The sequence below is a fragment of the Paraburkholderia sp. SIMBA_030 genome (assembly GCF_046535245.1).
Taxonomy (GTDB): Bacteria; Pseudomonadota; Gammaproteobacteria; order Burkholderiales; family Burkholderiaceae; genus Paraburkholderia.
Map to the genome: position 1 here is coordinate 434,817 of NZ_JAWRXB010000001.1, position 22,501 is coordinate 457,317.

Here is a 22,501-nt window from a genome sequence, read left to right on the forward strand (position 1 = left end):
ACACGCTCAAGGTGTTACATCGACCTTGAACCATTTCATCGCCAACTTCTTGACAGTGCCGTCGGTCACGGCTGCGCTTACACCCGCATTGAATTTCTCTTGCAAGTCTTTGTCCGACTGTCGGAATGCCATTGCCTCTCCCGGTCCCCAGATCGATCCGGCGATCTTCGGTCCCGTGAACCCCAGAGTCTTGTTTTCCGGTTTGGCCAGCGCGACTACCCAATAGGTCACGTCGTCAAATGCTACGTCGATGCGACCGGACACTACGTCAAGGTCATGTTCCGGTGCAGTCTTGTACACGCGGATCGTAGCGATATCCTTGAAGTTATCTTCGATAAATTGCGTGTAGACCGACCCCGACTGAATGCCTATAGTCTTTCCCTTCAGATATTGACGCAGCAGATCGACGGTTGGCTTGTCAGCTTTCGGATCGCCACTTAGCCGCACAACCTGTCCGTTGCCGACCGGCTTAGGCAGCACGCCCGAGCCTACCGACACGAATGCTGCCGGCGTCGCCGCATGGGGGCGTGAGAAGGCAATAATTTTTTCGCGTTCGGGCGTGATCGAAATGGCGTCTACGAGGACATCGAACTTCCCGGCCTGAAGCCCGGGAATCATGCCGTCCCAATCTTGCGCGACCAGTTCGCACTTGATCTTGATCCGAGCGCAGACGTTCTCCATCAATTCTGGCTCGAATCCTCCAAGCTTGCCGCCAGGCAAGGTCATGTTCCACGGTTCGTAGCTGCCTTCCGTGGCAACCGTCACAGTCGTCCAGTCTTTTGCCTGCGCGTCGAGCGACAGCGTCGCCGCCATACTTAGGACCACATTTAATAATAGACAACGAGTAATGTATGAAGGGACATTCATTTTCGGTTCCTATGATTTGTGCCTGAGAAGGTCGGCGACCAACACCCAGACGTGAGCTAAGAAAAGTACGAGAAACATAGCGGTCCGCTCCGAGCCGGAGCGGACTTACGGCAGAACCGGGTGCTTTAAATCTGCAACACGAGGCGCCGGCTCTTGGCTCTCGAGCAACAAGGGGTGAACTGGTCGTTTCTGGCGTGCTCCGCGTCGCTCATGATCTGGTCACGGTGATCAGGGATTCCCTGTAGCACCGGAGTCAGACATGATCCGCAGATGCCCTGGTCGCACGACGTCGGTATGTCGATACCAGCGGAGCGCAGCACCTCCACAACGGTTTTTTCTTTAGGAATTTTCAGCACCAACCCCGAGCCAGAAATCTCGACCTCGAAGGAGTCGTCGACAGCATCAGCAACCTCAGGCGCTGCAAAATACTCGCGATGAAGCTGGCCATCGCTCCATCCACAGGAACGAGCCGTCCCCAGAATGTATTCGATGAAACCACCAGGGCCACATACATAAATATGGACATCCGGCCGCGGGTCTGCCAGAACAGCGCGCGCGTCCAGCTTCTGAGCGGGCGCCAACTGGTCGAAATGAAATTGCACTTTTGCTGCCAACCCGGAGTCCTTTATCTGTTCGACAAATGCAGCTCGCTCTGGCGCCCGAGCGCAATAATGAATTTCGAAGTCCGCGCCGACCTCCAATAATTCATATGCCATGCTAATGATGGGTGTAATACCGATTCCACCAGCAAACAATAAATGCTTTTCCGCGGCAGCCTTTAGCGGGAACATATTTCTCGGCTCACTAATCTGCAGCGAATGTCCCTCCATAATCTCTTCGTGCATCGCACGTGAACCGCCACGCGATGCAGGTTCATCCAACACACCAATTACGTAGCGGTGTTGCTCCAAGGGACTGTTGCACAACGAATATTGACGGATCACGCCCGGTGCAACATGGACGTCGATATGCGCCCCCGCGCTGAACCGAGGTAGCACTTTTCCAAAAGTTGGCTTGAGCTCGAAGCTGTAGACGTCATCCGCCTCCAGCTTTTTTTGACTTACGAGGACTTCGAGCACGGTTGCTCCCGCCATATGTGAATCGTTAGCACGTCAATAGCTCGCGCGATAGATCCGTTCGTTAAGCGCAACTCATCTGCACCAAAACAGAATCGGGTGTGATCTGCGTGATGAAACATTCCGCCGCTGCGATATCGTCACCCAGCGGACGATCGTCGGCATAGGTAGCGATCTCACTGCGCAGCGTTTGATACAACGCCGACGTCTGCGGCGCGGGAGCAAGTTCCTTGCCGAGCAGATCGTAGCTTTGGCATGCGGCTAACAATTCGATCGCGTAGATTTTTTGCAGGTTGTCGAGGATCTCTTCCGCTTTCAACGCTGCTGGCGTCGCGTGGCAGAGTATGTCCTCCTGGAGGCCCGAGGTCACGCCACCATCAAGACTAGCGGGGGCAGCAAGACGCCGGTTCTGAGCGACTAGAGACACGGCTGTGTACTGGGCAATCATCAGGCCCGATGCCACTCCGCCGGCCTGAGCAAGGAACGCCGGCAATCCACTGATCAGCGGATTGACCATGCGATCGATTCTTCGCTCAGAAATGGCACCCAGCTCTGCCATCGCGATACCCAAATGATCCATGGCGAGCCCGATAGCGGCGCCCACCGCGTGTGCCTGAGAATGGACTTCCGGCGCAGCGGGCGTGCCTGAAACGATGGGATTGTCGGTCACGCTCGCGAGTTCGCGGTTCACCACTGTCGCCACATCGGTCCATGCATCGCGCACCGCGCCGTGGACGTGTGGGACGCTCCTGAGACTCAGTGCATCTTGTGTCTTGCGTCCAGCGGCTGCCGCTAGGATGGAGGATCCCGACAGCATGCTAGTCAGCTTTTGCGTAACGTGCGTCAAACCGGGTGACGCACGTAGTGCCATCGACGCCAAATTGAGCGCACCTGTCTGAGCGCGCTGAGTTTCGAACGTCATAGCCGAAATTGCATCGGCCCAATCCATCATGCGCCTCGCACGCTCGAGTACGAGGCACGCGAGCCCAGTCGCACAGGGCGTGCCATTCACAAGGCACAGGCCCTCCTTTGCTTCCAATATGAGCGGGTCAAGGCCAATCCGCTGGAGCGCTTCTTTGGCGGACAAGTGCTCGCCATTGAGCATCGCGCGGCCGTGACCTATCAGCATCAGGCCGACGCGCGCCATGTGGCTGATATAACCTACTGAACCCTGACGCGGAATCACTGGAGTACATCCGGCATTGAGCAACGCAACGACACGTTCGACTACAACAAGACGCAAGCCTGAGTAACCGTGTGCATAGTTGTTGACGGCGGCCACCATGATCGCGCGCGTCTCGCTTACTCCCAACGGCGCCCCGACTCCCACCGAATGACTCATCAGGATATTCCGCGACAGCGCTGCTTGCTGCTGCGGCGGCACGATCGTGTCCGAAAGCGCGCCAACCCCGGTGTTCACCCCGTACGCACGGATATGCCGTTCCACCAGCGAGCGCACAATGGCGTTAGCGGCGCTGATCCGGCTCTTGGCCGCAGCAGTCAACTCTAGCGAGGCGTTATTGACGGCGATAGCCGCAACCTGTGACCAACCGAGCGGTCCATCGAGAATGATGGAATTCATATGCATTCCTCAGGGCCATCCCCCGGCATCGACGCCGGATCTCTGGCAAGACGTTGAATCGATTCCCACAAAGCAGTTGGGACCGTGATGCCCGCCTGGTTCCGCCTGCGTGCGTCTGTCCTGCGCGCACCAGGCACACGGACATCAGGCTCGGATTGCATTGCCATCAGCAAAGTCTCTGTGCGTTCGATAAAACTGTGACTGCCGAATACCAACGGATCGAATGCGATTACGAACTGCCCCGTTCGCGGGGGGCCGCCGTCGCTATCGCCGAATGACGACGCCTCGAACGAGAAGTTCGATCCGGTCAGTCCGCCCGCGAACAAATCGATCATCAGGGCGAGGCTTGCTCCCTTGTAGCCGCCTATTGGGCTTAGGCTGCCGGCCATCGCCGCAGCGGCGTCCGTGGTGGGCTGGCCGTCGGCATCCAGCGCCCAGCCAAGAGGCAGCGCCGTACCACGCTCACATGCATCGATGACAGCGACTTTCGCTACGACGCTCGACGACTGATCGATCACGAGTGGTGCCTCGCGGCTTCGAGGAGCTGCGAACGCGAGCGGATTAGTGCCGAAAAACGGGACCTTGCCACCATGAGGTGCGATTGATGGCGACGCGTTCGCAAACATCAGCCCGACCAATCCGCGCTCCGCCAGTTCCTCTATGAAGTAGCCTAGTGACCCGCATGCATAGGAATTGCCGATCGCAAGCGTGGCGACCCCGACGCGACGCGCTGCGTCATCCAATGCGGGCAATCCAAGCGCCAGCGCTGGATGAGCGAAGCCGGTCCGTGCGTCGACGCGAATCACCGCAGGCGATAGCACATCGAGCACGGGTTCCGCAAAACCATCGACCTTGCCACACGCAGCATGAGCGCAGTACGTGGGCAGGTAGGACAGTCCGACAATCTGTTGCCCGTCGCGCTCGGCATAGGCGATCGAGCGGGCGACCGCGTTTGCGTTGGCGGAACCGACATTCGAAGCGCGCAACGCACGTGCAGCAAGGGTCTCTAGGTCGGCCAGATCCACCGTGAGCGTGGCGCTCATGCTGCCGCTCCGTGCTCAGCATTGATCTGCAAGAGCGGAGCGAGCGCGGCTTGCATCTCGTTGGCATACCAGCGAACGAAGTCCCGCGTGCCCCCTTCGATCAACCCCGAATAAGGCCCCGGCCGATACGCACTGCCACGAATACCAAGTTGGTTATTCTCAGCAAGTTTCCGGTCCTGCGCGTTTGTGCTCGCCCAGATTTCGGTCAGCCGTTCGAGATCGTAGTCGACACCTTCTTGCGCATCTTTATGGACAAGCCACTTCGTTGTAACAAGCGTTTTCTCCGGGCTGATTGGCAGCACCCGAAAGGTTACAGCGTGGTCAGCCTGAATGTGATTCCAACTATTGGGCAAGCTGAGCAAACGCACCGATCCCAAATCCGGATCGGTCAGATTCCCAAGCAACTTCGTGCACGCCGGGCGACCATCTGCCGTCATCGACACTCGCCCAGAGGCGAAAGGCAAACGCACCGCACGGTAAACCTCGCTGCCATGCGTATGAGCGTGCGGAATCCCGAGCCGGTCCCAGTCCGCTCCCTTGCGTTTGACCAGTTCCTTGTATTCGGGTTTGATGCGTGGATCATTCGGGTCATCGAATTCGGTGATGATGTGCATCAGCTCCGGATGGGCGCCAACGCAGTGATAGCACTCACGATTGTTTTCAATGACCAGCTTCCAGTTCGCGTCTTCGACGAGATTTTGCGTGTAGGCCACCTTTGCATCATCGAGTCCGTGAGGCAATAGATACGGCTCAACGTCACGTTTAAGTGGTTCGAAATCCGCCGGACTGCTGGAGAAGTTGACGAAGATGTAGCCTCCCGCCACGCCGACGGCAACCGGGATCAGACCGAACTCATCCTTCGAAAAGTCATCACCCATGAGTCTCGCAGCAATGAGTTGCCCATCAAGGCCGTAAGTCCACTGGTGATACGGACACACGAGCCGGCCCGCGTGGCCCCGCTCCTCCTGACAGATTCGCGAGCCGCGATGCCGGCAGGTGTTGTGATACGCAGCAACTTCTCCGTCCTTCTTCCGAACGATAACCACAGACTCGCGACCAATGTCCACACGGACCCAGTCACCCGGTTCGGAGATCTCGCAAGTCATGGCCGCAAAAAGCCAATGCTTGCTGAAGAACAGCTTCATCTCTAGATCGAAAACGTCCTGTTCGACATAAAACGGCTGGTCGAGACTCCAGTCCGGTTTTCGCTTGCGAAGCATGGACCAGGTGCGATCGATTATGCTTTCTTTCATTTCAGCAGTCCTAATCATGCAGATCACTTAAACAAGCGGCAGACGACGATAGGTCCCAGGCCGGGCGGGATCGTGGTATTTGTTCATCGGCCCGTTTTTAAGATAATCCTGATGACAATAAGCAAGTCTCTCCCGCGACACGGTCACCCCCAACCCCGCGCCTTCGGGCACGCGAACAGTGTTGTTCCTGGGCGCGAACGGCCCCTCCGCGATCACATCTGTCACTTGCATGCGGAACAGCGACTGATTGGGCTCGCGAATCCAACCCAACGCGGCGCAAAGATGGAGATAAGCAGCACTGCCGACGCCAGAGTCCCCGCTGTAACACCAAAAATCGATCGCCGAATGCTCGCACGCGCCGACGAAACGAACCATGCGACCAATGCCACCCAGGACAGCGGGGTTGCCTACGATGGCGTCGGGCACTCGGAATGCCGTAGCGCGCGCGATGTCGGTGTTGTGGGTGGAAAACGGAATCGAGCAATGGCGCCGCAATTCTGCCATTTCCTCAATTGTTCGCACCGGATCTTCCCAGTTGCGCACCCCAAGTTCCTCGAGGGGGCGCGCGAGTTGGCGCGCGGTTGCGAGCGAATACGCCTGATTCGAATCGATACGCAACATGATGTCCTCGCCAAGGCGGGCGCGGATCAACTCAAGCATTCTCAGCGACACCTTAGGGTCCTGCGTCGAGAACTTGCCTTCAAAATACGTGGTGCCGTACCGCTCGTGTAACTCCACGCAGTAGTCGGCCACAGCTTCCGGGGTCTGCTCGCCGCGAACACGCGAACCGTCAAGCTTAATCGGACCGTCGGCGCGCAGAGAAAAATAATCGGTAAACGGTATGTCCTTTCGAACAGCGCCACCGAGCAGTTGATAAATCGGCTGGTTCCATGCCTTGCCGCGCAAATCCCACAGAGCCATCTCGACCGCGCCGAACGCGGCGATGCGCGCGCTATCGTTAATGCTTTGCACGCCCGCCCAGAATGGTACGCAGAGGAATTCTGCTCCTGCTATGTCAAGGGCATCATGGCCAATCAGTTTCGGCGCAAGATGCTCTCGAATGAGCGTCGCGGCGTAGGGCGACGGCGCCTCGCCGATCCCTACGAGCCCGTCCTCCGTTTCCACTTCCACAATGGTTGTGGAGAAACCGGGAAGCTCCCCGAAGACCCAGACGTACGGCGCATCGAGCGGCAAATTGATCGGTGTTGCCTTGACGCTTTTAATCTTCATTGCTACCGCCCCCTTTAAATTCGGATTAGGCTTTCGCACACGCGAAGTGCATTTGATGTATGCATTCAACGCGGGCAATTACATGACAGACTCAATGTAACTGCCTGAAAATAAACACAACAGAGGTATTTTCTCATGGTATCCATGCGTCCAGATCATGCATTCACCGGCACCAATTTCAACCGGCATCTGCCACCTCTCCATTCGCTTGAAGTGTTCGCGAGCGCTGCGCGTTGCGGAACGTTCAGTCGAACGGCCACTGAACTTTTCGTTACGCAGAGTGCGATAAGCCGGCAAGTGCAGCAGCTTGAAGAACATCTTGGTGTCGTGCTGTTCATTCGCCATAAGCGCGGCCTACGCTTGACGCCAGACGGCGAAGCACTTCTGCCCGTGGTAGAGGATGCCTTGGCGCGTCTTGCCAATATCTGTGAAAGTCTTCGCAACGCGGGCCAGGTCTTGACGCTACGGATGCCACCAACATTTGCTACGCGCTGGTTCTTGCCGCTCTTGCCATCTTTGCGTGTAGTCATGCCGGACGTGGACGTTCGCGTGACGACCTATGACGCTTGGGAGCCTCGTTTTGAGGACAACGATATTGACGCGGCCATTATTCAGGGACGCGGAGACTGGAAGGATGTAGAAGCGATAGAGCTAATGCCGGAGCGATTGACACCGGTGTGCTCGCCGGAATTGGCAAAACGCCTAACGGTGCCAGAAGACGTCAGGAGCTTGCCGTTACTGCACTGTTTTCCGATTCAAGGTTGGGGGCGATGGCTGGAAGCAGTCGGCATTAGCGGAACTAAGCCCCAGCGAGGACAAACCTTCGATACGCTGGATCTTGCACTGTCTGCGGCGACCCGCGGTCAAGGAGTCGCTTTAGGGGACCTTAATCTGGTGCGTGAAAGCTTGCGCGATGGCGTTCTCGTTGCCCCGTTTGATCATGTTCTCGAACAGGGCCTGTCCTATTACTTGATCTATCCCGCACCGCGAGCTCAATTACCTAAGATTCGGGCGCTGAGAGAGTGGTTACTGGAAGCCGTCGACGGGTAGGGTTTCGGCGTAAAAATCATTGAGGTGCTTTTGTCGCGACGCGCGTTTAATTGAAACTGAAGCGACTTGACAGGAATCCCTCAACGCCTGGTGAACGCAGCGGCACCGGGCGGTTTGAAGCCTGTCCGTTCGGGCCGTGTTCGAGAGGCAGACTCCCGACTTCGATCCAAGGCAAGGGCAGCGCGGCCAAGGCGCTTGCGAGCGAAGACAAGACCGGATTGTCTGTTCCAGTGTTTTCGTCCGGGTTCTGGTGCAAAATAGGTAAGCCGGATGAGAAGTTTCCTATAGTCAGGATATCTTATCGAGTGGACAGGACAGCATTCCATACGGCGGGCGCAGCGGCATCCTTGGGGCCGAGCTTCGCGAGATCGAACTGGTCCTTGCGAATTCGATGCGTCAACTCGATGCCTGAAATCGTGGTCGCGGCGCTCCCGAACCGTTTGAAACCGAGCATCACGTTCGTTCTGGATTTGATGTGGCGATGGTCCTGCTCGATCACGTTGTTCAGATATTTCGACGACCGGATCCGATGCAGGGCATCCTCGGGTTCCGTGGCAACGCCTTGGCCAACTGCGAGCAGCAAGTGTGCGCGCATTTTCCGGTCGTGGCGGAACTGGCCACGCCGTGGCGGTGGCGCAATGCCGGTGCGGAAACACTTGGACAATGGCTGCTGGAGGCTCGCCGCCTATTGATGGCTGGTCAGTCGGTGGATCTGCGCACCGGGCCACCAGCAAAGGTGACGTGGGTTCAGACCGTCCCGCCCAACGACCACCCGCAGCGACTGGCTGCCGCGCGGACGCTACCGCCCACCGCCGACGGACGCGTGCCGATCATTGCGGACAACCGCCCACGCCTGCAGCATTGTTCTCCGCTGCTCGGCATATTCGGCTTTGTTGTACACCGCTTTCACCCCGCGCTGCTCGTGAGCCAGACGTTTTTCTATCCAGTCGCTGTTGAACCCGGCCTCGTGCAACTGCGTGCTCGCGGTTCCGGGACCGGGCGCTTTTTTGTTTGGCTCATCGCGGATTTCGGTAGATGTCGCTGACCGCCCCCTTTCCGTCAGCGAGGTCATTGCATTAATTGTGGCTGTTCTCGAAGTCCCAACGGTCACTTGCCGGTCGTGCGCCTTGCGCATTTTCAGGCGCCGAAAACAGAACCCCGAGCTTGACTATCGGAGGAAGCCTTTGCGAACGAAAGGCCCCATTGCACCCGGGCGGGAGCGGTGGTCCTATCGGCTTGCAACGACCCCAGGATCGGTAGGTTGCCACCCTCCTCCGAGCGCCTTGAACGCGGCGACGGCTGCGCGTGCTGATTCCGTTTGCGCCTGCACCCGCGCATCCGACGCGCGTAGCAGGTTGTCGTCGGCCTGCAGGACCTCGATCAGGCTGACGACACCTTTTTGATAGGCCGCAAACGAGGCGGCTCGCGCCCGGCCGAGCGAGTTCACACCCTGCGCGAGAACGGCGGCCTGCTCCTCGCGCTTCACGAGTGCAGAGAAAGAATTCTCGACGTCCTCCGTTGCGTGCAATGCGGCAAGCCGATATGCGGCGAGCATTTCGGCATCCTGACCTTTTGCCTCATTGATCTGCGCATTGATGCGGCCGAAATCGAACAGACGCCAGCGCAGACCTAGCATGCCAGCGGCCTGACTGGCGCCGCTACTGAACAGGTTTCCGCTGGCCACAGAGGTGGCGCTCCCAATCAGTCCACTGAGCGACAGCTTGGGGTAATACTCAGCGATTGCCACACCGATACGCGCATTCGATGCAGCGAGGCGCCGCTCGGCCACGATCAGATCGGGGCGACGCCTGAGCAACTCGCCTGGCGATCCGGTGCCTGCGATTCGCGGAGCGGCCGGGATATCGCCGCCCTCGAGGAGTTCCGCCCGATGCGTGCCGGGCTGTGCACCCAGCATCACGTCCAGCGCGTTCATGGCCGCATCGAGGCCGGCCTCCAGCACCGGGATGGATGCCTTCACCTGCGCCAGCGCGCCTTCGGCCTGGCTCACCTGTAGATCGGCCGCCAACCCCTTTCCGTACAAAAGGTTGATGGTCGAGAGCAAATCCTGCTGCGTCTGCAACTGCTTGCGGGCCACCTGCAGACGAGCCTGCAATCCGCGAATCGTGATGTAGATGTCGGCAGTCTGTGCTGCCACAGCCAGGCGCGTGGCCGCTTCGCCCGCCTCTGAAGCCTGATAGTCGGCAAGTGCTGCTTCCCGCCCGCGGCGCAGGCCGCCAAACACATCCAGTTCCCAGCTCGCGCTGACATTGGCTTCGTAGTCGTTGCCGTAGCGATCAAAACCGGGCGTTGAATTCAGGACACGTCCCAGCGGAGTTTCAACCGACTGGTAGATCCGGGCTACCTGGCCGCTGACATTCCCAGATGGCAGCAGCGCCGCATTCGCTGCCCCGAGTCCCGCGCGCGCCTGCGAGACGCGCGCGGCGGCTTGCGCGAGGTCCAGGTTCTGCTCCAGCGCGAGCGTAATGAATCGCGCAAGTTGCGGATCGCCGAAACCCGTCCACCACGTGATCAAGTCTGCACTCTTGGCCGCCTGACGGTGATCTACCGCGGCCTGGCCCAGGAAATGGTCCGGCATGGTTACATCAGGCCGGCTATAGTCGGGACCGACAGCGCAGCCCGCCGACAGGCTGGCAGCAATGAGCGCGGCAAGGAGATGTTTGGGTAGCATGAGCGTCTCTGCGAAATTTCTAACTGTGACCATAATACCAAATAGTCACTGGTTGTCCATTCCTGTATGCTTTGTCCATGAAAAACATTCCCACGCCCTCCGCAGTTCCCGCGCGCGGTCCGGCTGATCACGAGGTACGGGACCAGATCGTTGCCGCCGCTACCGAGCACTTCAGCCGGTATGGCTACGAGAAAACGACGGTGTCCGACCTTGCCAAGGCAATCGGGTTTTCGAAGGCCTACATCTACAAGTTCTTTGAATCCAAGCAGGCCATTGGCGAGATGATCTGCGTCAACTGCCTGCAAGAGATCGAAAGCGAGGTCAGGACGGCCGTCGCAGAGACCGATCTGCCGCCGGAAAAGCTGCGACGGATGTTCAAGGTCTTTACCGAAGCCAGCCTCAAGCTGTTTTTCCGGGACCGCAAGCTGTACGACATCGCAGCATCGGCCGCGACGGAAAACTGGCAGGCCGTGCAAGCTTATGAAGCACGTGTTCAGAAGCTACTGCAGGAAGTTCTGCAGGAAGGTCGGCAAAGCGGAGACTTCGAACGCAAGACGCCGCTGGACGAAACCGCGATGGCAATCTATCTGGTGTTGCGCCCTTACCTCAACCCACTGCTTCTGCAATACAACCGGGACACCACCGATGTCGCGCCCGCGCAGCTGTCCAGCCTGGTACTGCGAAGTCTGTCACCCTGATGCGAGCACATTTAGTGACGCTTGACTGAAATAGTCACTAGAACCATAATGAAAGCCGTCATCACTTCACCGATGGGACTTTCATGTTCTCGCGTCGCCTCGCCACCTCCGCACTCGCCTGTGCGCTGCCGCTTGCGCTAGCGGCCTGCGGCGAAAAAGCACCGTCTGATCCGCGCACCGAGGTGCCGCTGGTGCGCACGGCCATAGTTCAGCGCGCCGCCCCCGCGTCCCGTTCGTTTACGGGGACCGTCGCGGCACGCGTGCAAAGCGACCTGGGTTTCCGCGTTTCCGGCAAGGTGCTGGAACGGCTTGTGGATGCCGGCCAGACCGTCAAACGCGGCCAGCTGCTGATGCGCCTCGACCCCATCGATCTCAAGCTGGCCGCGCAGGCCCGGCAGGAGGCGGTCACGGCTGCGCGGGCGCGAGCGCAGCAGACCGCGCAGGATGAGGAGCGGTATCGCGACCTGCGCGGCACAGGTGCGATTTCGGCTTCGGCCTACGACCAGGCCAAGGCGGCCGCCGATGCAGCCAGGGCGCAGCTCAGCGCGGCCGAGGCTGACGCCGGCGTGGCGCGCAATGCGACGGGCTACGCCGAGCTGGTGGCGGACGGCGATGGCGTCGTGATGGAAACACTGGCCGAACCGGGCCAGGTCGTCAGCGCCGGACAGCCCGTGGTGCGACTGGCCCATGCAGGGCGCCGCGAGGCTGTGATCCAGCTTCCGGAAACCCTGCGCCCCGTCATCGGTTCGATCGCCCAGGCCGCCCTGTTCGGCGACAGCGGCGCCAGCGTGCCAGCCACGCTGCGCCAGCTCTCGGATACGGCAGATCCGCGTACCCGCACCTTCGAAGCGCGTTATGTGTTGCAGGGTGCGCTGGCCGACGCGCCGCTAGGCGCGACCGTCACGATCGAGATACCGGACGCACGCGTGGTGCTCCAGGAAGGCATGCAGGTGCCGATCGGCGCGGTGCTCGACGCGGGCAAAGGGTCCGGCGTGTGGGTCGTCAACGGCGAGCCGGCCAGGGTTGCATGGCGGCCGGTGACGGTCCTTCACCTGGGCGACGACAGCGCGCGCGTGTCCGGTACGTTGAAACAGGGCGACCGCATCGTCGCGCTCGGTGCCCAGTTGCTGCGCGAAGGCGAGCAGGTCCGCGTGTCCGGCCAGGCCGTCGCGATGGCGAACGAAGGAGCACGTCCGTGAGCGAAGGCCGATTCAATCTGTCGGCGCTCGCCGTGCGTGAGCGCTCCATCACCCTGTTCCTGATCTGCCTGATCTCGCTGGCCGGGCTCCTGTCGTTCTTCAAGCTGGGCCGCGCCGAAGACCCGGCGTTCACAATCAAGGTGATGACCATCATCACTGTATGGCCGGGGGCCACCGCCCAGGAGATGCACGATCAGGTCGCCGAGAAAATCGAAAAGCGCATGCAGGAGCTGCGCTGGTACGACCGGAGCGAGACATACACGCGGCCCGGCCTGGCCTTCACAACGCTGACGTTGCTCGATAGCACACCGCCGTCCGAAGTGCAGGAGGAGTTCTACCAGGCCCGAAAGAAAATCGGCGACGAGGCAGCCAACCTTCCGGCCGGCGTGATCGGGCCAATGGTCAACGACGAATATGCTGACGTCACGTTTGCGCTCTTCGCACTGAAGGCCAGGGGCGAACCGCAACGCCTGCTCGTGCGCGATGCGGAGTCGCTGCGCCAGCGGTTGCTTCACGTGCCAGGGGTGAAGAAGGTCAATATCATCGGCGAACAGGCCGAGCGCATCTACGTCCAGTTCTCGCATGACCGGCTGGCAACGCTCGGTGTCGGCCCGCAGGACGTGTTCGCCGCGCTCAATGGCCAGAACGTCCTGACGCCAGCCGGCTCAGTGGAGACCAAAGGTCCGGAAGTGTTGATTCGCCTGGACGGAGCCTTTGACAACCTGCAGAAGATCCGCGATACGCCGGTCGTCGTGCAGGGCCGCACACTGAAGCTGTCGGACATTGCCACTGTCGAGCGCGGTTATGAAGATCCAGCGACATTCATGATCCGCAACAATGGCGAACCGGCCTTGCTGCTCGGCATCGTGATGCGCGACGGCTGGAACGGGCTCGATCTCGGCAAGGCGCTGGACAGCGAGGTCGGCGCAATCAACGCAGGGCTGCCGCTGGGCATGAGTCTGACGAAGGTCACGGATCAGGCCGTCAACATTCATTCGGCGGTCGACGAGTTCATGCTCAAGTTTTTCGTCGCCCTGCTAGTGGTCATGCTCGTTAGCTTTGTGAGCATGGGCTGGCGCGCGGGCCTGGTGGTTGCCGCCGCCGTGCCGTTGACGCTGGCCGTCGTGTTCGTGGTGATGGCCGCGACCGGCAAGAACTTCGACCGCATCACCCTGGGATCCCTGATCCTGGCGTTGGGCCTGCTGGTGGACGACGCGATCATCGCCATTGAAATGATGGTGGTTAAAATGGAGGAAGGCTACAGCCGCGTGGCCGCCTCTGCCTATGCCTGGAGCCACACTGCCGCACCCATGCTGTCGGGCACGCTGGTGACGGCGGTCGGCTTCATGCCCAACGGCTTCGCGAGGTCCACCGCAGGCGAATACACCAGCAACATGTTCTGGATCGTCGGCATTGCACTGATCGCATCCTGGGTCGTCGCCGTGGTCTTTACGCCCTACCTCGGCGTGAAGATGCTGCCCGACTTCAAAAAGGTCGAAGGGGGGCACGACGCAATCTACGACACGCCGCGCTACAACCGCTTCCGTCAGCTGCTCACGCGCGTCATCGCGCGCAAGTGGCTGGTTGCCGGTTCGGTCGTTGGCCTCTTCGCCTTGGCCATCCTGGGTATGGGCGTGGTCAAGAAGCAGTTCTTCCCGATCTCCGACCGTCCCGAAGTGCTGGTCGAGGTGCAGATGCCCTATGGCACGTCGATTTCACAAACCAGCGCCGCTACCGAAAAGGTGGAGGCATGGCTAGCTAAACAGAAGGAAGCCAGGATCGTCACCGCGTACATCGGGCAAGGTGCGCCGCGCTTTTTCCTGGCCATGGGACCGGAACTGCCCGATCCGTCGTTCGCGAAGATCGTGATCCGCACGGATAGTCAGGAGGAACGCGATGCATTGAAGGCGCGACTGCGGCGAGCCATCGCCGACGGTCTTGCTCCCGAAGCGCGCGTGCGCGTCACGCAACTCGTGTTCGGGCCATATTCGCCGTTCCCCGTCGCCTATCGCGTCACCGGTCCGGACCCGGACAAGCTGCGTGGAATCGCGGATGAAGTTGAGCGGGTGATGGAGGCGAGTCCGATGATGCGCACGGTCAACACCGACTGGGGCACGCGCTCGCCGACACTGCACTTCGCCTTGCAGCAGGATCGCTTGCAGGCGGTGGGACTGACGTCCAGCGCCGTCGCGCAACAGTTGCAGTTCCTGCTCACCGGCGTGCCTGTCACCGCCGTGCGCGAGGATATCCGAAGCGTGCAGGTGGTCGCGCGTTCGGCCGGCGATGTGCGTCTCGACCCTGCCCGGCTCGGCGACTTCACGCTGGCCGGCGCCAACGAGCAGCGCATTCCACTGTCGCAGGTGGGCAAGGTTGACGTTCGCATGGAGGAGCCGATCATGCGCTGGCGCGACCGCGTGCCGACGATCACGGTACGCGGCGACATTGCCGACAACCTGCAGCCACCGGACGTATCAGCGGCGATCACCCGGCAGCTTCAGCCGGTCATCGCGAAGCTGCCCAGCGGCTATCGCATCGAGCAGGCGGGCTCCATCGAGGAATCGGCCAAGGCGACGACCGCCATGTTGCCGCTGTTCCCGATCATGCTGGCGATCACGCTGGTCATCATCATTCTCCAGGTTCGCTCAATTTCCGCGATGGTGATGGTGTTCCTGACGAGTCCGCTCGGTCTCATCGGTGTCGTTCCGACATTGATCCTGTTCCGGCAGCCTTTCGGCATCAATGCGTTGGTCGGTCTCATCGCGCTCTCGGGCATCCTGATGCGTAACACGCTGATTCTGATCGGGCAGATCCACCAGAACGAAAATGCCGGTCTCGATCCGTTCCATGCCGTCGTCGAAGCCACTGTGCAGCGGGCGCGCCCGGTGATCCTGACGGCAATGGCGGCGATTTTGGCCTTCATCCCGCTGACGCATTCAGTGTTCTGGGGAACCCTCGCCTACACGCTGATCGGCGGCACGTTCGCCGGGACGATCCTCACGCTGATGTTCCTCCCGGCCATGTACACAATCTGGTTCAGGATCCGCCCCGGCAGCCCTGCGGGTTCGCACGAGAGCCGGGATCACCTGTCATCACATTACGAACCGATAACGCAGGATGCACTCGACGCGCGTTAAACACCATCAGTTCACCAAACGGAGTTGTTCATGTCGAATTCCACGGTTGTCGTTGTGACCGGCGTGTCATCGGGTATCGGACGCGCCGCCGCCGAGAAGTTCGCGAGGCGAGGTTGCCGCGTGTTTGGCACAGTGCGCAACATCGCAAAAGCGGCGCCTATCTCCGGAGTCGGGCTCGTCGAGATGGATGTTCGCGACGATGCGTCGGTCCAGGCCGGAATCCAGTCCGTCATCGAACGCACCGGGCGAATCGACGTACTCGTCAATAATGCGGGAACGAGCCTGATCGGTGCCGTGGAGGAAACGTCGACTGCCGAGGCATTGTCGCTGTTCGATACCAACGTCTTCAGCATTCTGCGCACGACGCAGGCAGTACTTCCCCATATGCGGGCACAACGCGGCGGAAGGATCATCAATGTCAGTTCGGTGCTCGGGTTCTTGCCCGCCCCCTACATGGGACTCTACTCCGCGTCCAAGCATGCCGTCGAAGGGCTGACCGAGACCCTGGACCATGAGGTGCGCCAGTTTGGTATCCGGGTAACGTTGGTCGAACCATCCTTTACCAGGACCAATCTGGACATCAACGCCCCTGTGGCAAGCTCGAAAATCGCCGACTATGAGCGCGAGCGGGTGCTTGCATCGAGCGCAGTCGTCAACAGTGTCAAAGGCGCTCCTGCGCTCGACGGCGTAGCGAAGACAATAGTTGACGCGGCGCTCGGCACCTGGCGTATGCGTCGCACACCGGCCGGCGAAGCATCCCTGTTGCGCAAATTGCGGCACTTCATGCCCTCCGGCCCCGTCGATGCAAGCTTGAGGAAAACATTCGGGCTCGCGTGAAGTCCGCTCGCCTGCCGCAAGGCGGCCTGTGCATCACGTTCGCGGGCCCGCCCCGCGCCGACGGGTGGTTAGTTTCAGGCGTCCATCGTCATGACAACTTCGGCGCCTTGCAACGACCCGCCCGCGGCAGCACGGAACTCTTTGCAACCCAGTCACCACGCATCCGGAACCGCGGATATGGAAAGTCAGAATGGCGAGTCGTCGATGCCCGCAATCGGGGAAATCTCCGCTCTCGCGCTCAACCATTTTTTCGCCCAGCGCGCAATGCGCGCTTTCTGGGCTCATTTCGACGAAGCGCTGCAGCATACGGACGTCAACGCATCCCAGTTTTGTATGCTCGCCTTGCTACATCTACGCGAACCAATGGTTCTCGGCGACATGGCAGCGCAACTGGAAATGGACCGATCGAATCTGTCGGCTAACCTGGCACCATTGTTCCGTCGCGGCCTTATCTCCGCGATCGCCCACGAAGGAGATCGACGGAAACGCCAGCTCGTCGTGACGACCAAAGGACGAAAAGCTGTGGCTTCAGCAATGATCCCCTGGATGCGTGCCTATCAGGATACCTTGGCGTTTGTGAGACTGATTGATTTCGATTCAATGCGCGATCTCTTCCACGTGATTCGGGATATGAAAAGGCTCGACAACGTGAACGACGCCAGCGGGGCTTCTGCTCGCCAGGAACCTCGACTGCTGCTGCGCAATGACTAGCCTAGTGAACTACAAGACGGCCCGACAGCCTAAAGGATCATCGTGACTGACATACGTCGGCCGCGTCGATCCACTTCGGAGCACGGGCGAATCGGCGCGCAGGCAATCGCTTGACCATCAGCTCGAAGAGACGTACGAGGCTTCCGGAGCTACCTGCCCCGTTACCAGGTTGAAGCATCTCCCAGTATTTGCCGCCGCATTTCGGCCCATTCGTTGAGCGCCTCGATGAGGGTCCGAGCGAAATTCCCATTTTGCTCAGCATGTATTCTGACCTTCGGAAGAACCTGGGACACCGGCTTTTCCGACCGTGGATCGCGAAGAGGTAAACGAGACGCTGTCCAGCTGGCGCGAGCCGGTGGAAGCGCGCGTTGTCGGCTCGAGTCTCTCAGCAACACCTGTCGAACGGCCGGTTGCTGGTGTGGAGCGGTCGCCCTGATGTCCAATCGACGCTGCCGGCGAATGACTCTTGGTGGCCGAATACTGCGGACGCCTGCCGCCCAGATGCCACGGGTCTACCCCAGCGACGCGACGGCATCATCGATCCCACTCCGACTCAAGAAGCGCCACTTGCCCGCACCATCGTTGGGCGCATTCAAACGACGATTACCGCCGCTTCACGTCGCCGGGCGCTGGGACGCACTCGACTCTGCACGCCAGGCGTTGCTCTCCGACATCCGGCAGGGAGAGGCTGCGGAGCGTTATCGGGCAACTCACTGACGCTGTCCGCGTGCGAGCGCAGTGTCCTAGGACGACAAAGGTCCGGACGCTAGAATCAAAGCGAGCTACAGAGACGCCCCGCCGCAAACCACGATCTGTTGACCGGTGATCGATCCGCCATCCGGTCCGAGCAGGAATGCGGTCAAGCCGGCCACTTCAGACGGTTGAACGAAGCGGCCGAGCGGCGGCATTTTCGGCGGTGTGCCCGCGCGCGCGGGATCGCGCAGCAAGGGCGTATCGGTCGCGCCCGGAGCGACCACGTTGACCGTGATGCCGCGCGGCGCAAGTTCGGCGGCCCAGGAGCGGGCCATGCCGACCAGCGCCGCTTTGGTGGCGGCATATTGGCTGCGCGTAGGCGCGCCGTTCGCGGTCCGGCTGCCGATCAACACGATGCGGCCACCTGCCGACATTGTCGGCAGCAATGCGTTGGCGAGAAATGCTGCTGAATCGACGTGGATGCGCCACATCGCGGCACCGTCGTCGGCGGAGAGTTCGCCGAGCGGCGCGGTCCTCATGAAGCCGGCGGCATGCACGAACGCATCGCATGCGCCGATCGATTCGAGAACCGGCGCGAGCGCCGCGAAGTCGGTCACGTCGACGGGGACGATGGTCAAACGCTCGACGGCTTCCGTTGCCGGCCTGCGGCACAAGCCGGTGACCCGCCATCCTTCTGTCAGCAGGCGTTGAGTGATCGCCAGGCCGATACCCGACGATGCCCCCGTTACCACGGCATGCCGTTGTTTCGCCTGTGTCGTCGTTTCCACTTCGCTCCCCTGGTTAGTCGTAAAAAGGAAACGCCGGAAACGCTTATCGAACCGCTACCGTCTCCACCGTCACCTCGCCTCGTTCTTCGAACAAGGCCAGCTCACGCGGCTCGGCCGCGTCATCGGTAATCAACGTCCACTCGCGTTCGAGCGGCGTCCAATGCTGCTGGCTTGCGCGCCCGAGTTTGTCGGCTGTCACCAGCACGAACACGCTCGCGGCCTGACGAATCACGCATTCCTTCAGATACGCCTGCTCCGCCGTTGCCTCGCACAAGCCACGCGCCGCCGTTACGCCATCGGCGCCGAGAAACGCCTTGTCGAACGTGAGGCGGCTCAATGCCAGTTGCGCAAGCGGCCCGAGCGTACTCATGCTCGAAGAACGGATGTCGCCGCCCACCAGCGTCACGCGCACCTTGCTCGACGCCAGCGCGCCGACCACCAGCAGGTTGTTCGTCACCACATGCACCGAGCGCTGTCCGATCAGCTGACGCGCCAGCGCCGCGGTGGTCGTGCCGCCGTCGAGAAACAGCGTGTCGTCTTCCTGCACATGTGCGAGCGCGGCGCGTGCGATTGCATCTTTCTGCTCGCGAAAGCTTTCGCTGCGTTCGTCGAGCGAGGCCTCCGGCTCATGCGCACTGACCGCTGCGGCCCCGCCGTAGGTACGCAGAATCTGACGGCCCTCCGCGAGCGCCCGCAGATCGCGCCGCACCGTCGCCTCGGACATGCCGAAGTGTTCGCACAACGTCCCGACATCTGTCATCCCGCCCAGCACAGCGTGAAGCATCGCCTCTCGGCGTTTCGCAACTTTCATGATCTTGGATCGTAGGAACCGGTTTAGCGACGGCGCGCGACAGGCGCGCCAATAAGTGTGCCTAGTGTAGCGAACTTCCATCGCACGCCCTGGTCCTTTGCGGTTCGCTCCGATCCAGCTCCCGCTAACGTTTCAGCCGCGCACCCACGCCTCGTCGACGCATACGTATTTGATGCGTTGGCGGAAGTACGTGTAAGCGATATGCAATGCGCCGTCGGCCGATTGAACGATCGACGGATATGAATACTCGCGATTGCGCTGCTCCGCCGAATTGTTCGTCATGCAGTAACCGTCGCCGATCTCCAGCGCGCGCCGGCGCGTCCAGGTCTGGCCGTTGTCCTCGGAGATCGCCAGCGACATCGGCGAGCGCGGTACGCCCCACACGGCCGTGCCGCGCGTCGACGCGCTTTGGTCGCGCAGCGCGCCGCTGTCTTCCGAATCTTCGATGTCGTCGTACAGCGACGCACGCCGCTCGGTACTGTGCGACGCATCGCTTTCGTTGAACACCAACGCGAGATGGCCGTTCCTCAGCGCAATGAACTGGATCGACGAATTGTTGTTTGGCAAGTCGGTCGCTTGCGGCGCGCTCCACGTGCGGCCGTCTTTCGAACGACTCGCGTAGATCGAATCCGCCCAGCGGCTGCGAAACAGCGCGAGCAGTGAACCGTCGGCCAGCACCTGCACGTTCATGTGTACACAGCCCACGCTCCCGGGTACCTCGTGTTCGCGCCACGAGCGGCCTTCGTCTTCCGAAATCAGCACCGCGCTGATGTCGTTGTTGCCGACCCAGCGCTCGCCGGGTTCCGTGCGGCACATGAAGACCGGGCACAGCCATGCGCCGCCGGGCAGCAATACGATCGGCTGGCGCACGAAGGTGCCCGGCCGGTCGAACAACGTTTCGATCGGCCCCCACGTGAGCCCGCCATCGGACGAAATACGGCGGCGCACGATCGCCGTGTTCTGGTGTCCCGACAACTGCGCGGTATAAGTGAGCCAGAGCCGGCCGTCGGGCGCGGTGAACAGCGCGGGGTTCTGTTCCGAGCGCGTCGGATCGTCCGACAGTTTCTCCGGCTCGCTCCACACGCCGCTACCGGCACGCAGCCGTGACATATAGACCGACACGTCGGGGATGCCCTCCTGCGTGCCGCCGAACCAGACGCACAACAGGTCGCCGTTCGGCAACGCATGCAGATTCGCCGCGTGGTTCTGCACGCAGAACGAAGGCAGATACGCGTCGCGGCGTTGCGCGTCCGCATAAGTCACGCGCACGTGGCTGTCCCACGTGGGCGCGTTGGGGGTTTCTGCGAGGATGGAAGACATCCGCTGTTCTCCTGATTGCTGCACTTCAATGTGATTCACGATGCGTGAGCCGGTCGCCGCTCGCGCCGACCGGCTTGGAACCTGCCGGAAACAGCAGCTTCTCCAATACGATGACAACGGCCGGCGTGACCAGCGACACATACATGTTGTCGATACCGAGCGGATTGCCGAGCAGATACCAGACGGTCGTGGCCAGCGCGGACACGATCAGCGCCGCCATTGCCCCGCGGCTGCTATTGAAAAACGGCAGATAGATGCCGATCAGCGCCACCACAGAAACAGTCAACCGCAATGCGCGCGTGAAGAACGACAGCGCGAGAATCTGCGGCACGAACAGGACGAACACGAGCGGAGCAAGTCCGACCGCCAGCGAAATCCAGCGCGTCATGCGCAGTTCGACATCCGGCGTCGGACGATAGCGCGGCACGTAAAAGTCCTTGACGATCAGCGAGGCGATCGCGAGCGCCACCGTGCACACGCTCACGAAGATCGACGCAACGAGCGACGTCGTCACCACGCCGGCCAGCAGCGGATTCATGTGTTGCAGAAAAACCGGCAACGCGTACAGGCTCTTGATGCCCGGAAACAGATACTTCGCGGCGACGCCGAGAAAGCCGAGCGCGAGCGAAATCGGCACGCACAGCACCGCTGCGAGCAAGGACGCGCTTCGCGCCGCCGCCGGCGAGCGTGTGGCGGAGATCGCCTGAATGATGAACTGCGTGGAGAAGATCGCACCCGCCGTGCCGATGATCCACGCGCCGATCGTGCCGTTGCTCAGCGATCCGTTCCAGGTGAAATAGTGCTCGGGCATGTTCGCCATCATCGGCTTGATGCCGCCGGTTAAGCGCCACGCCACCACCACCAGAATCGCAATGCCGATCAGCTTGACCGCGCTATGTACGATGGTCAGATACGCGACGCTCTTCAGACCGCCCCATGCGAAGTAGATCGTGCTGACGATCGCCGTGATCACCGCGGCGGTCGGCAGATTGATACGCATCACCGTCGAGATCGCCGCCGCTCCGCTCACGTAGTTGCCTACGTTCACGAGAAAGAGTGCATAGATCATGATCGCCGACACCACGAGTTTGGCGCGCTTGCCGTACTTCATGGCAATGAAACCGGAGATCGTGAATTCGCCCGAACTATAGAGGCGTTTGGCCATGAACAGGCCGAAGAACAGAAAGCCGATCGACGCGGCGATCACCGACCACGAAGCCGCGATACCGGCGCCGAACGCTTCCTGCGAGGTGCCCACGGTCGACTTCGCGCCGATGAACTCGGACATGAGCAGGACCGCGACGACCACAACCGGCATGGAGCGCGATGCCACCATGAACTGTTCAGAGTTGCGGCTGCGCAGCTTCACGCTGAACCAGCTGGTCAGAAGTATGTAGACCACGACCATGCCGATGATGATTGCGGTGTCCCAATAGCTGAAGGTTGCCATGGTGTCTCCAATGTATTTTTGCCGATGCCTACGCATCAAGTCGTCCGGCTGCGCGGCGTGTGCCCGCCGT

17 protein-coding genes and 3 pseudogenes are annotated in these 22,501 nt (G+C 60.8%); 7 read left to right on the forward strand and 13 right to left on the reverse strand.

Annotation, left to right across the window (positions count from 1 at the left end; translation table 11 throughout):
- Window positions 1-6: 6 nt before the first annotated feature.
- The 6 genes from SB772_RS01905 to SB772_RS01930 form a co-directional block, all read right to left on the reverse strand.
- On the reverse strand, window positions 7-867 hold the full coding sequence (locus SB772_RS01905; protein WP_410831586.1) for a transporter substrate-binding domain-containing protein: 861 nt from the start codon (window positions 865-867) through the stop codon (window positions 7-9).
- A 125-nt stretch (window positions 868-992) separates the two neighbouring features.
- Window positions 993-1,946: a PDR/VanB family oxidoreductase gene (locus SB772_RS01910; RefSeq protein WP_410831587.1), complete on the reverse strand. Its 954-nt coding sequence runs from the start codon at window positions 1,944-1,946 to the stop codon at window positions 993-995.
- A gap of 61 nt (window positions 1,947-2,007) precedes the next feature.
- Complete coding sequence (gene hutH, locus SB772_RS01915) at window positions 2,008-3,525, reverse strand: HAL/PAL/TAL family ammonia-lyase (RefSeq protein WP_410831588.1); 1,518 nt, start codon at window positions 3,523-3,525, stop codon at window positions 2,008-2,010.
- A complete protein-coding gene (locus SB772_RS01920; RefSeq protein ID WP_410831589.1) occupies window positions 3,522-4,568 on the reverse strand; it encodes an Ldh family oxidoreductase in 1,047 nt (348 codons plus the stop codon). The genes hutH and SB772_RS01920 overlap by 4 nt, the downstream gene beginning before the upstream one ends.
- Window positions 4,565-5,821 (reverse strand): aromatic ring-hydroxylating oxygenase subunit alpha, encoded by a 1,257-nt coding sequence (locus SB772_RS01925; protein WP_410831590.1) that lies wholly within the window; start codon window positions 5,819-5,821, stop codon window positions 4,565-4,567. Before SB772_RS01925 ends, SB772_RS01920 begins: the two co-directional genes overlap by 4 nt.
- 27 nt (window positions 5,822-5,848) lie before the next feature.
- Window positions 5,849-7,051 carry a mandelate racemase/muconate lactonizing enzyme family protein gene (locus SB772_RS01930; RefSeq protein WP_410831591.1) on the reverse strand — a complete coding sequence of 401 codons (1,203 nt, stop codon included), beginning with the start codon at window positions 7,049-7,051 and terminating at the stop codon, window positions 5,849-5,851.
- A 135-nt stretch (window positions 7,052-7,186) separates the two neighbouring features.
- Here SB772_RS01930 and SB772_RS01935 point away from each other — a divergent pair, with 135 nt between their 5' ends.
- Window positions 7,187-8,101 (forward strand): LysR substrate-binding domain-containing protein, encoded by a 915-nt coding sequence (locus SB772_RS01935; protein ID WP_410831592.1) that lies wholly within the window; start codon window positions 7,187-7,189, stop codon window positions 8,099-8,101.
- A gap of 298 nt (window positions 8,102-8,399) precedes the next feature.
- On the opposite strand, the pseudogene SB772_RS01940 reads toward SB772_RS01935, so the two are convergent.
- The 3 genes and pseudogenes from SB772_RS01940 to SB772_RS01950 form a co-directional block, all read right to left on the reverse strand.
- Window positions 8,400-8,627 (reverse strand): annotated as a pseudogene (locus SB772_RS01940) (DDE-type integrase/transposase/recombinase); the annotation flags it as partial.
- A gap of 273 nt (window positions 8,628-8,900) precedes the next feature.
- Window positions 8,901-9,089: pseudogene (locus tag SB772_RS01945) on the reverse strand (hypothetical protein); the annotation flags it as partial.
- A 240-nt stretch (window positions 9,090-9,329) separates the two neighbouring features.
- On the reverse strand, window positions 9,330-10,790 hold the full coding sequence (locus SB772_RS01950) for an efflux transporter outer membrane subunit (protein WP_410831593.1): 1,461 nt from the start codon (window positions 10,788-10,790) through the stop codon (window positions 9,330-9,332).
- A 77-nt stretch (window positions 10,791-10,867) separates the two neighbouring features.
- Here SB772_RS01950 and SB772_RS01955 point away from each other — a divergent pair, with 77 nt between their 5' ends.
- The 6 genes and pseudogenes from SB772_RS01955 to SB772_RS01980 form a co-directional block, all read left to right on the forward strand.
- A complete protein-coding gene (locus tag SB772_RS01955) occupies window positions 10,868-11,488 on the forward strand; it encodes a TetR/AcrR family transcriptional regulator (RefSeq protein WP_410831594.1) in 621 nt (206 codons plus the stop codon).
- Between the two features lie 83 nt (window positions 11,489-11,571).
- Window positions 11,572-12,687: an efflux RND transporter periplasmic adaptor subunit gene (locus SB772_RS01960; protein WP_410831595.1), complete on the forward strand. Its 1,116-nt coding sequence runs from the start codon at window positions 11,572-11,574 to the stop codon at window positions 12,685-12,687.
- Window positions 12,684-15,821 (forward strand): efflux RND transporter permease subunit, encoded by a 3,138-nt coding sequence (locus SB772_RS01965; RefSeq protein WP_410831596.1) that lies wholly within the window; start codon window positions 12,684-12,686, stop codon window positions 15,819-15,821. The genes SB772_RS01960 and SB772_RS01965 overlap by 4 nt, the downstream gene beginning before the upstream one ends.
- Before the next feature lie 30 nt (window positions 15,822-15,851).
- Window positions 15,852-16,658 (forward strand): oxidoreductase, encoded by an 807-nt coding sequence (locus SB772_RS01970; RefSeq protein ID WP_410831597.1) that lies wholly within the window; start codon window positions 15,852-15,854, stop codon window positions 16,656-16,658.
- 177 nt (window positions 16,659-16,835) lie between these two features.
- Window positions 16,836-17,369 carry a MarR family winged helix-turn-helix transcriptional regulator gene (locus SB772_RS01975; RefSeq protein WP_410831598.1) on the forward strand — a complete coding sequence of 178 codons (534 nt, stop codon included), beginning with the start codon at window positions 16,836-16,838 and terminating at the stop codon, window positions 17,367-17,369.
- 603 nt (window positions 17,370-17,972) lie between these two features.
- Window positions 17,973-18,086: pseudogene (locus SB772_RS01980) on the forward strand (SDR family oxidoreductase); the annotation flags it as partial.
- 65 nt (window positions 18,087-18,151) lie between these two features.
- Here the strand turns inward: SB772_RS01980 and SB772_RS01985 are convergent.
- From SB772_RS01985 to SB772_RS02000, 4 genes are all read right to left on the reverse strand, one after another.
- Window positions 18,152-18,850: an SDR family NAD(P)-dependent oxidoreductase gene (locus SB772_RS01985; RefSeq protein ID WP_410831599.1), complete on the reverse strand. Its 699-nt coding sequence runs from the start codon at window positions 18,848-18,850 to the stop codon at window positions 18,152-18,154.
- Window positions 18,851-18,893: 43 nt separating this feature from the next.
- Window positions 18,894-19,661 carry a DeoR/GlpR family DNA-binding transcription regulator gene (locus SB772_RS01990; RefSeq protein ID WP_410831600.1) on the reverse strand — a complete coding sequence of 256 codons (768 nt, stop codon included), beginning with the start codon at window positions 19,659-19,661 and terminating at the stop codon, window positions 18,894-18,896.
- 132 nt (window positions 19,662-19,793) lie between these two features.
- Window positions 19,794-20,981, reverse strand: a complete 1,188-nt coding sequence (locus SB772_RS01995; protein ID WP_410831601.1) for a sialidase family protein — start codon at window positions 20,979-20,981, stop codon at window positions 19,794-19,796.
- 25 nt (window positions 20,982-21,006) lie between these two features.
- Window positions 21,007-22,431, reverse strand: coding sequence for a sodium:solute symporter family protein (locus SB772_RS02000; RefSeq protein ID WP_410831602.1), 1,425 nt, complete (start codon window positions 22,429-22,431; stop codon window positions 21,007-21,009).
- Window positions 22,432-22,501 lie beyond the last annotated feature (70 nt).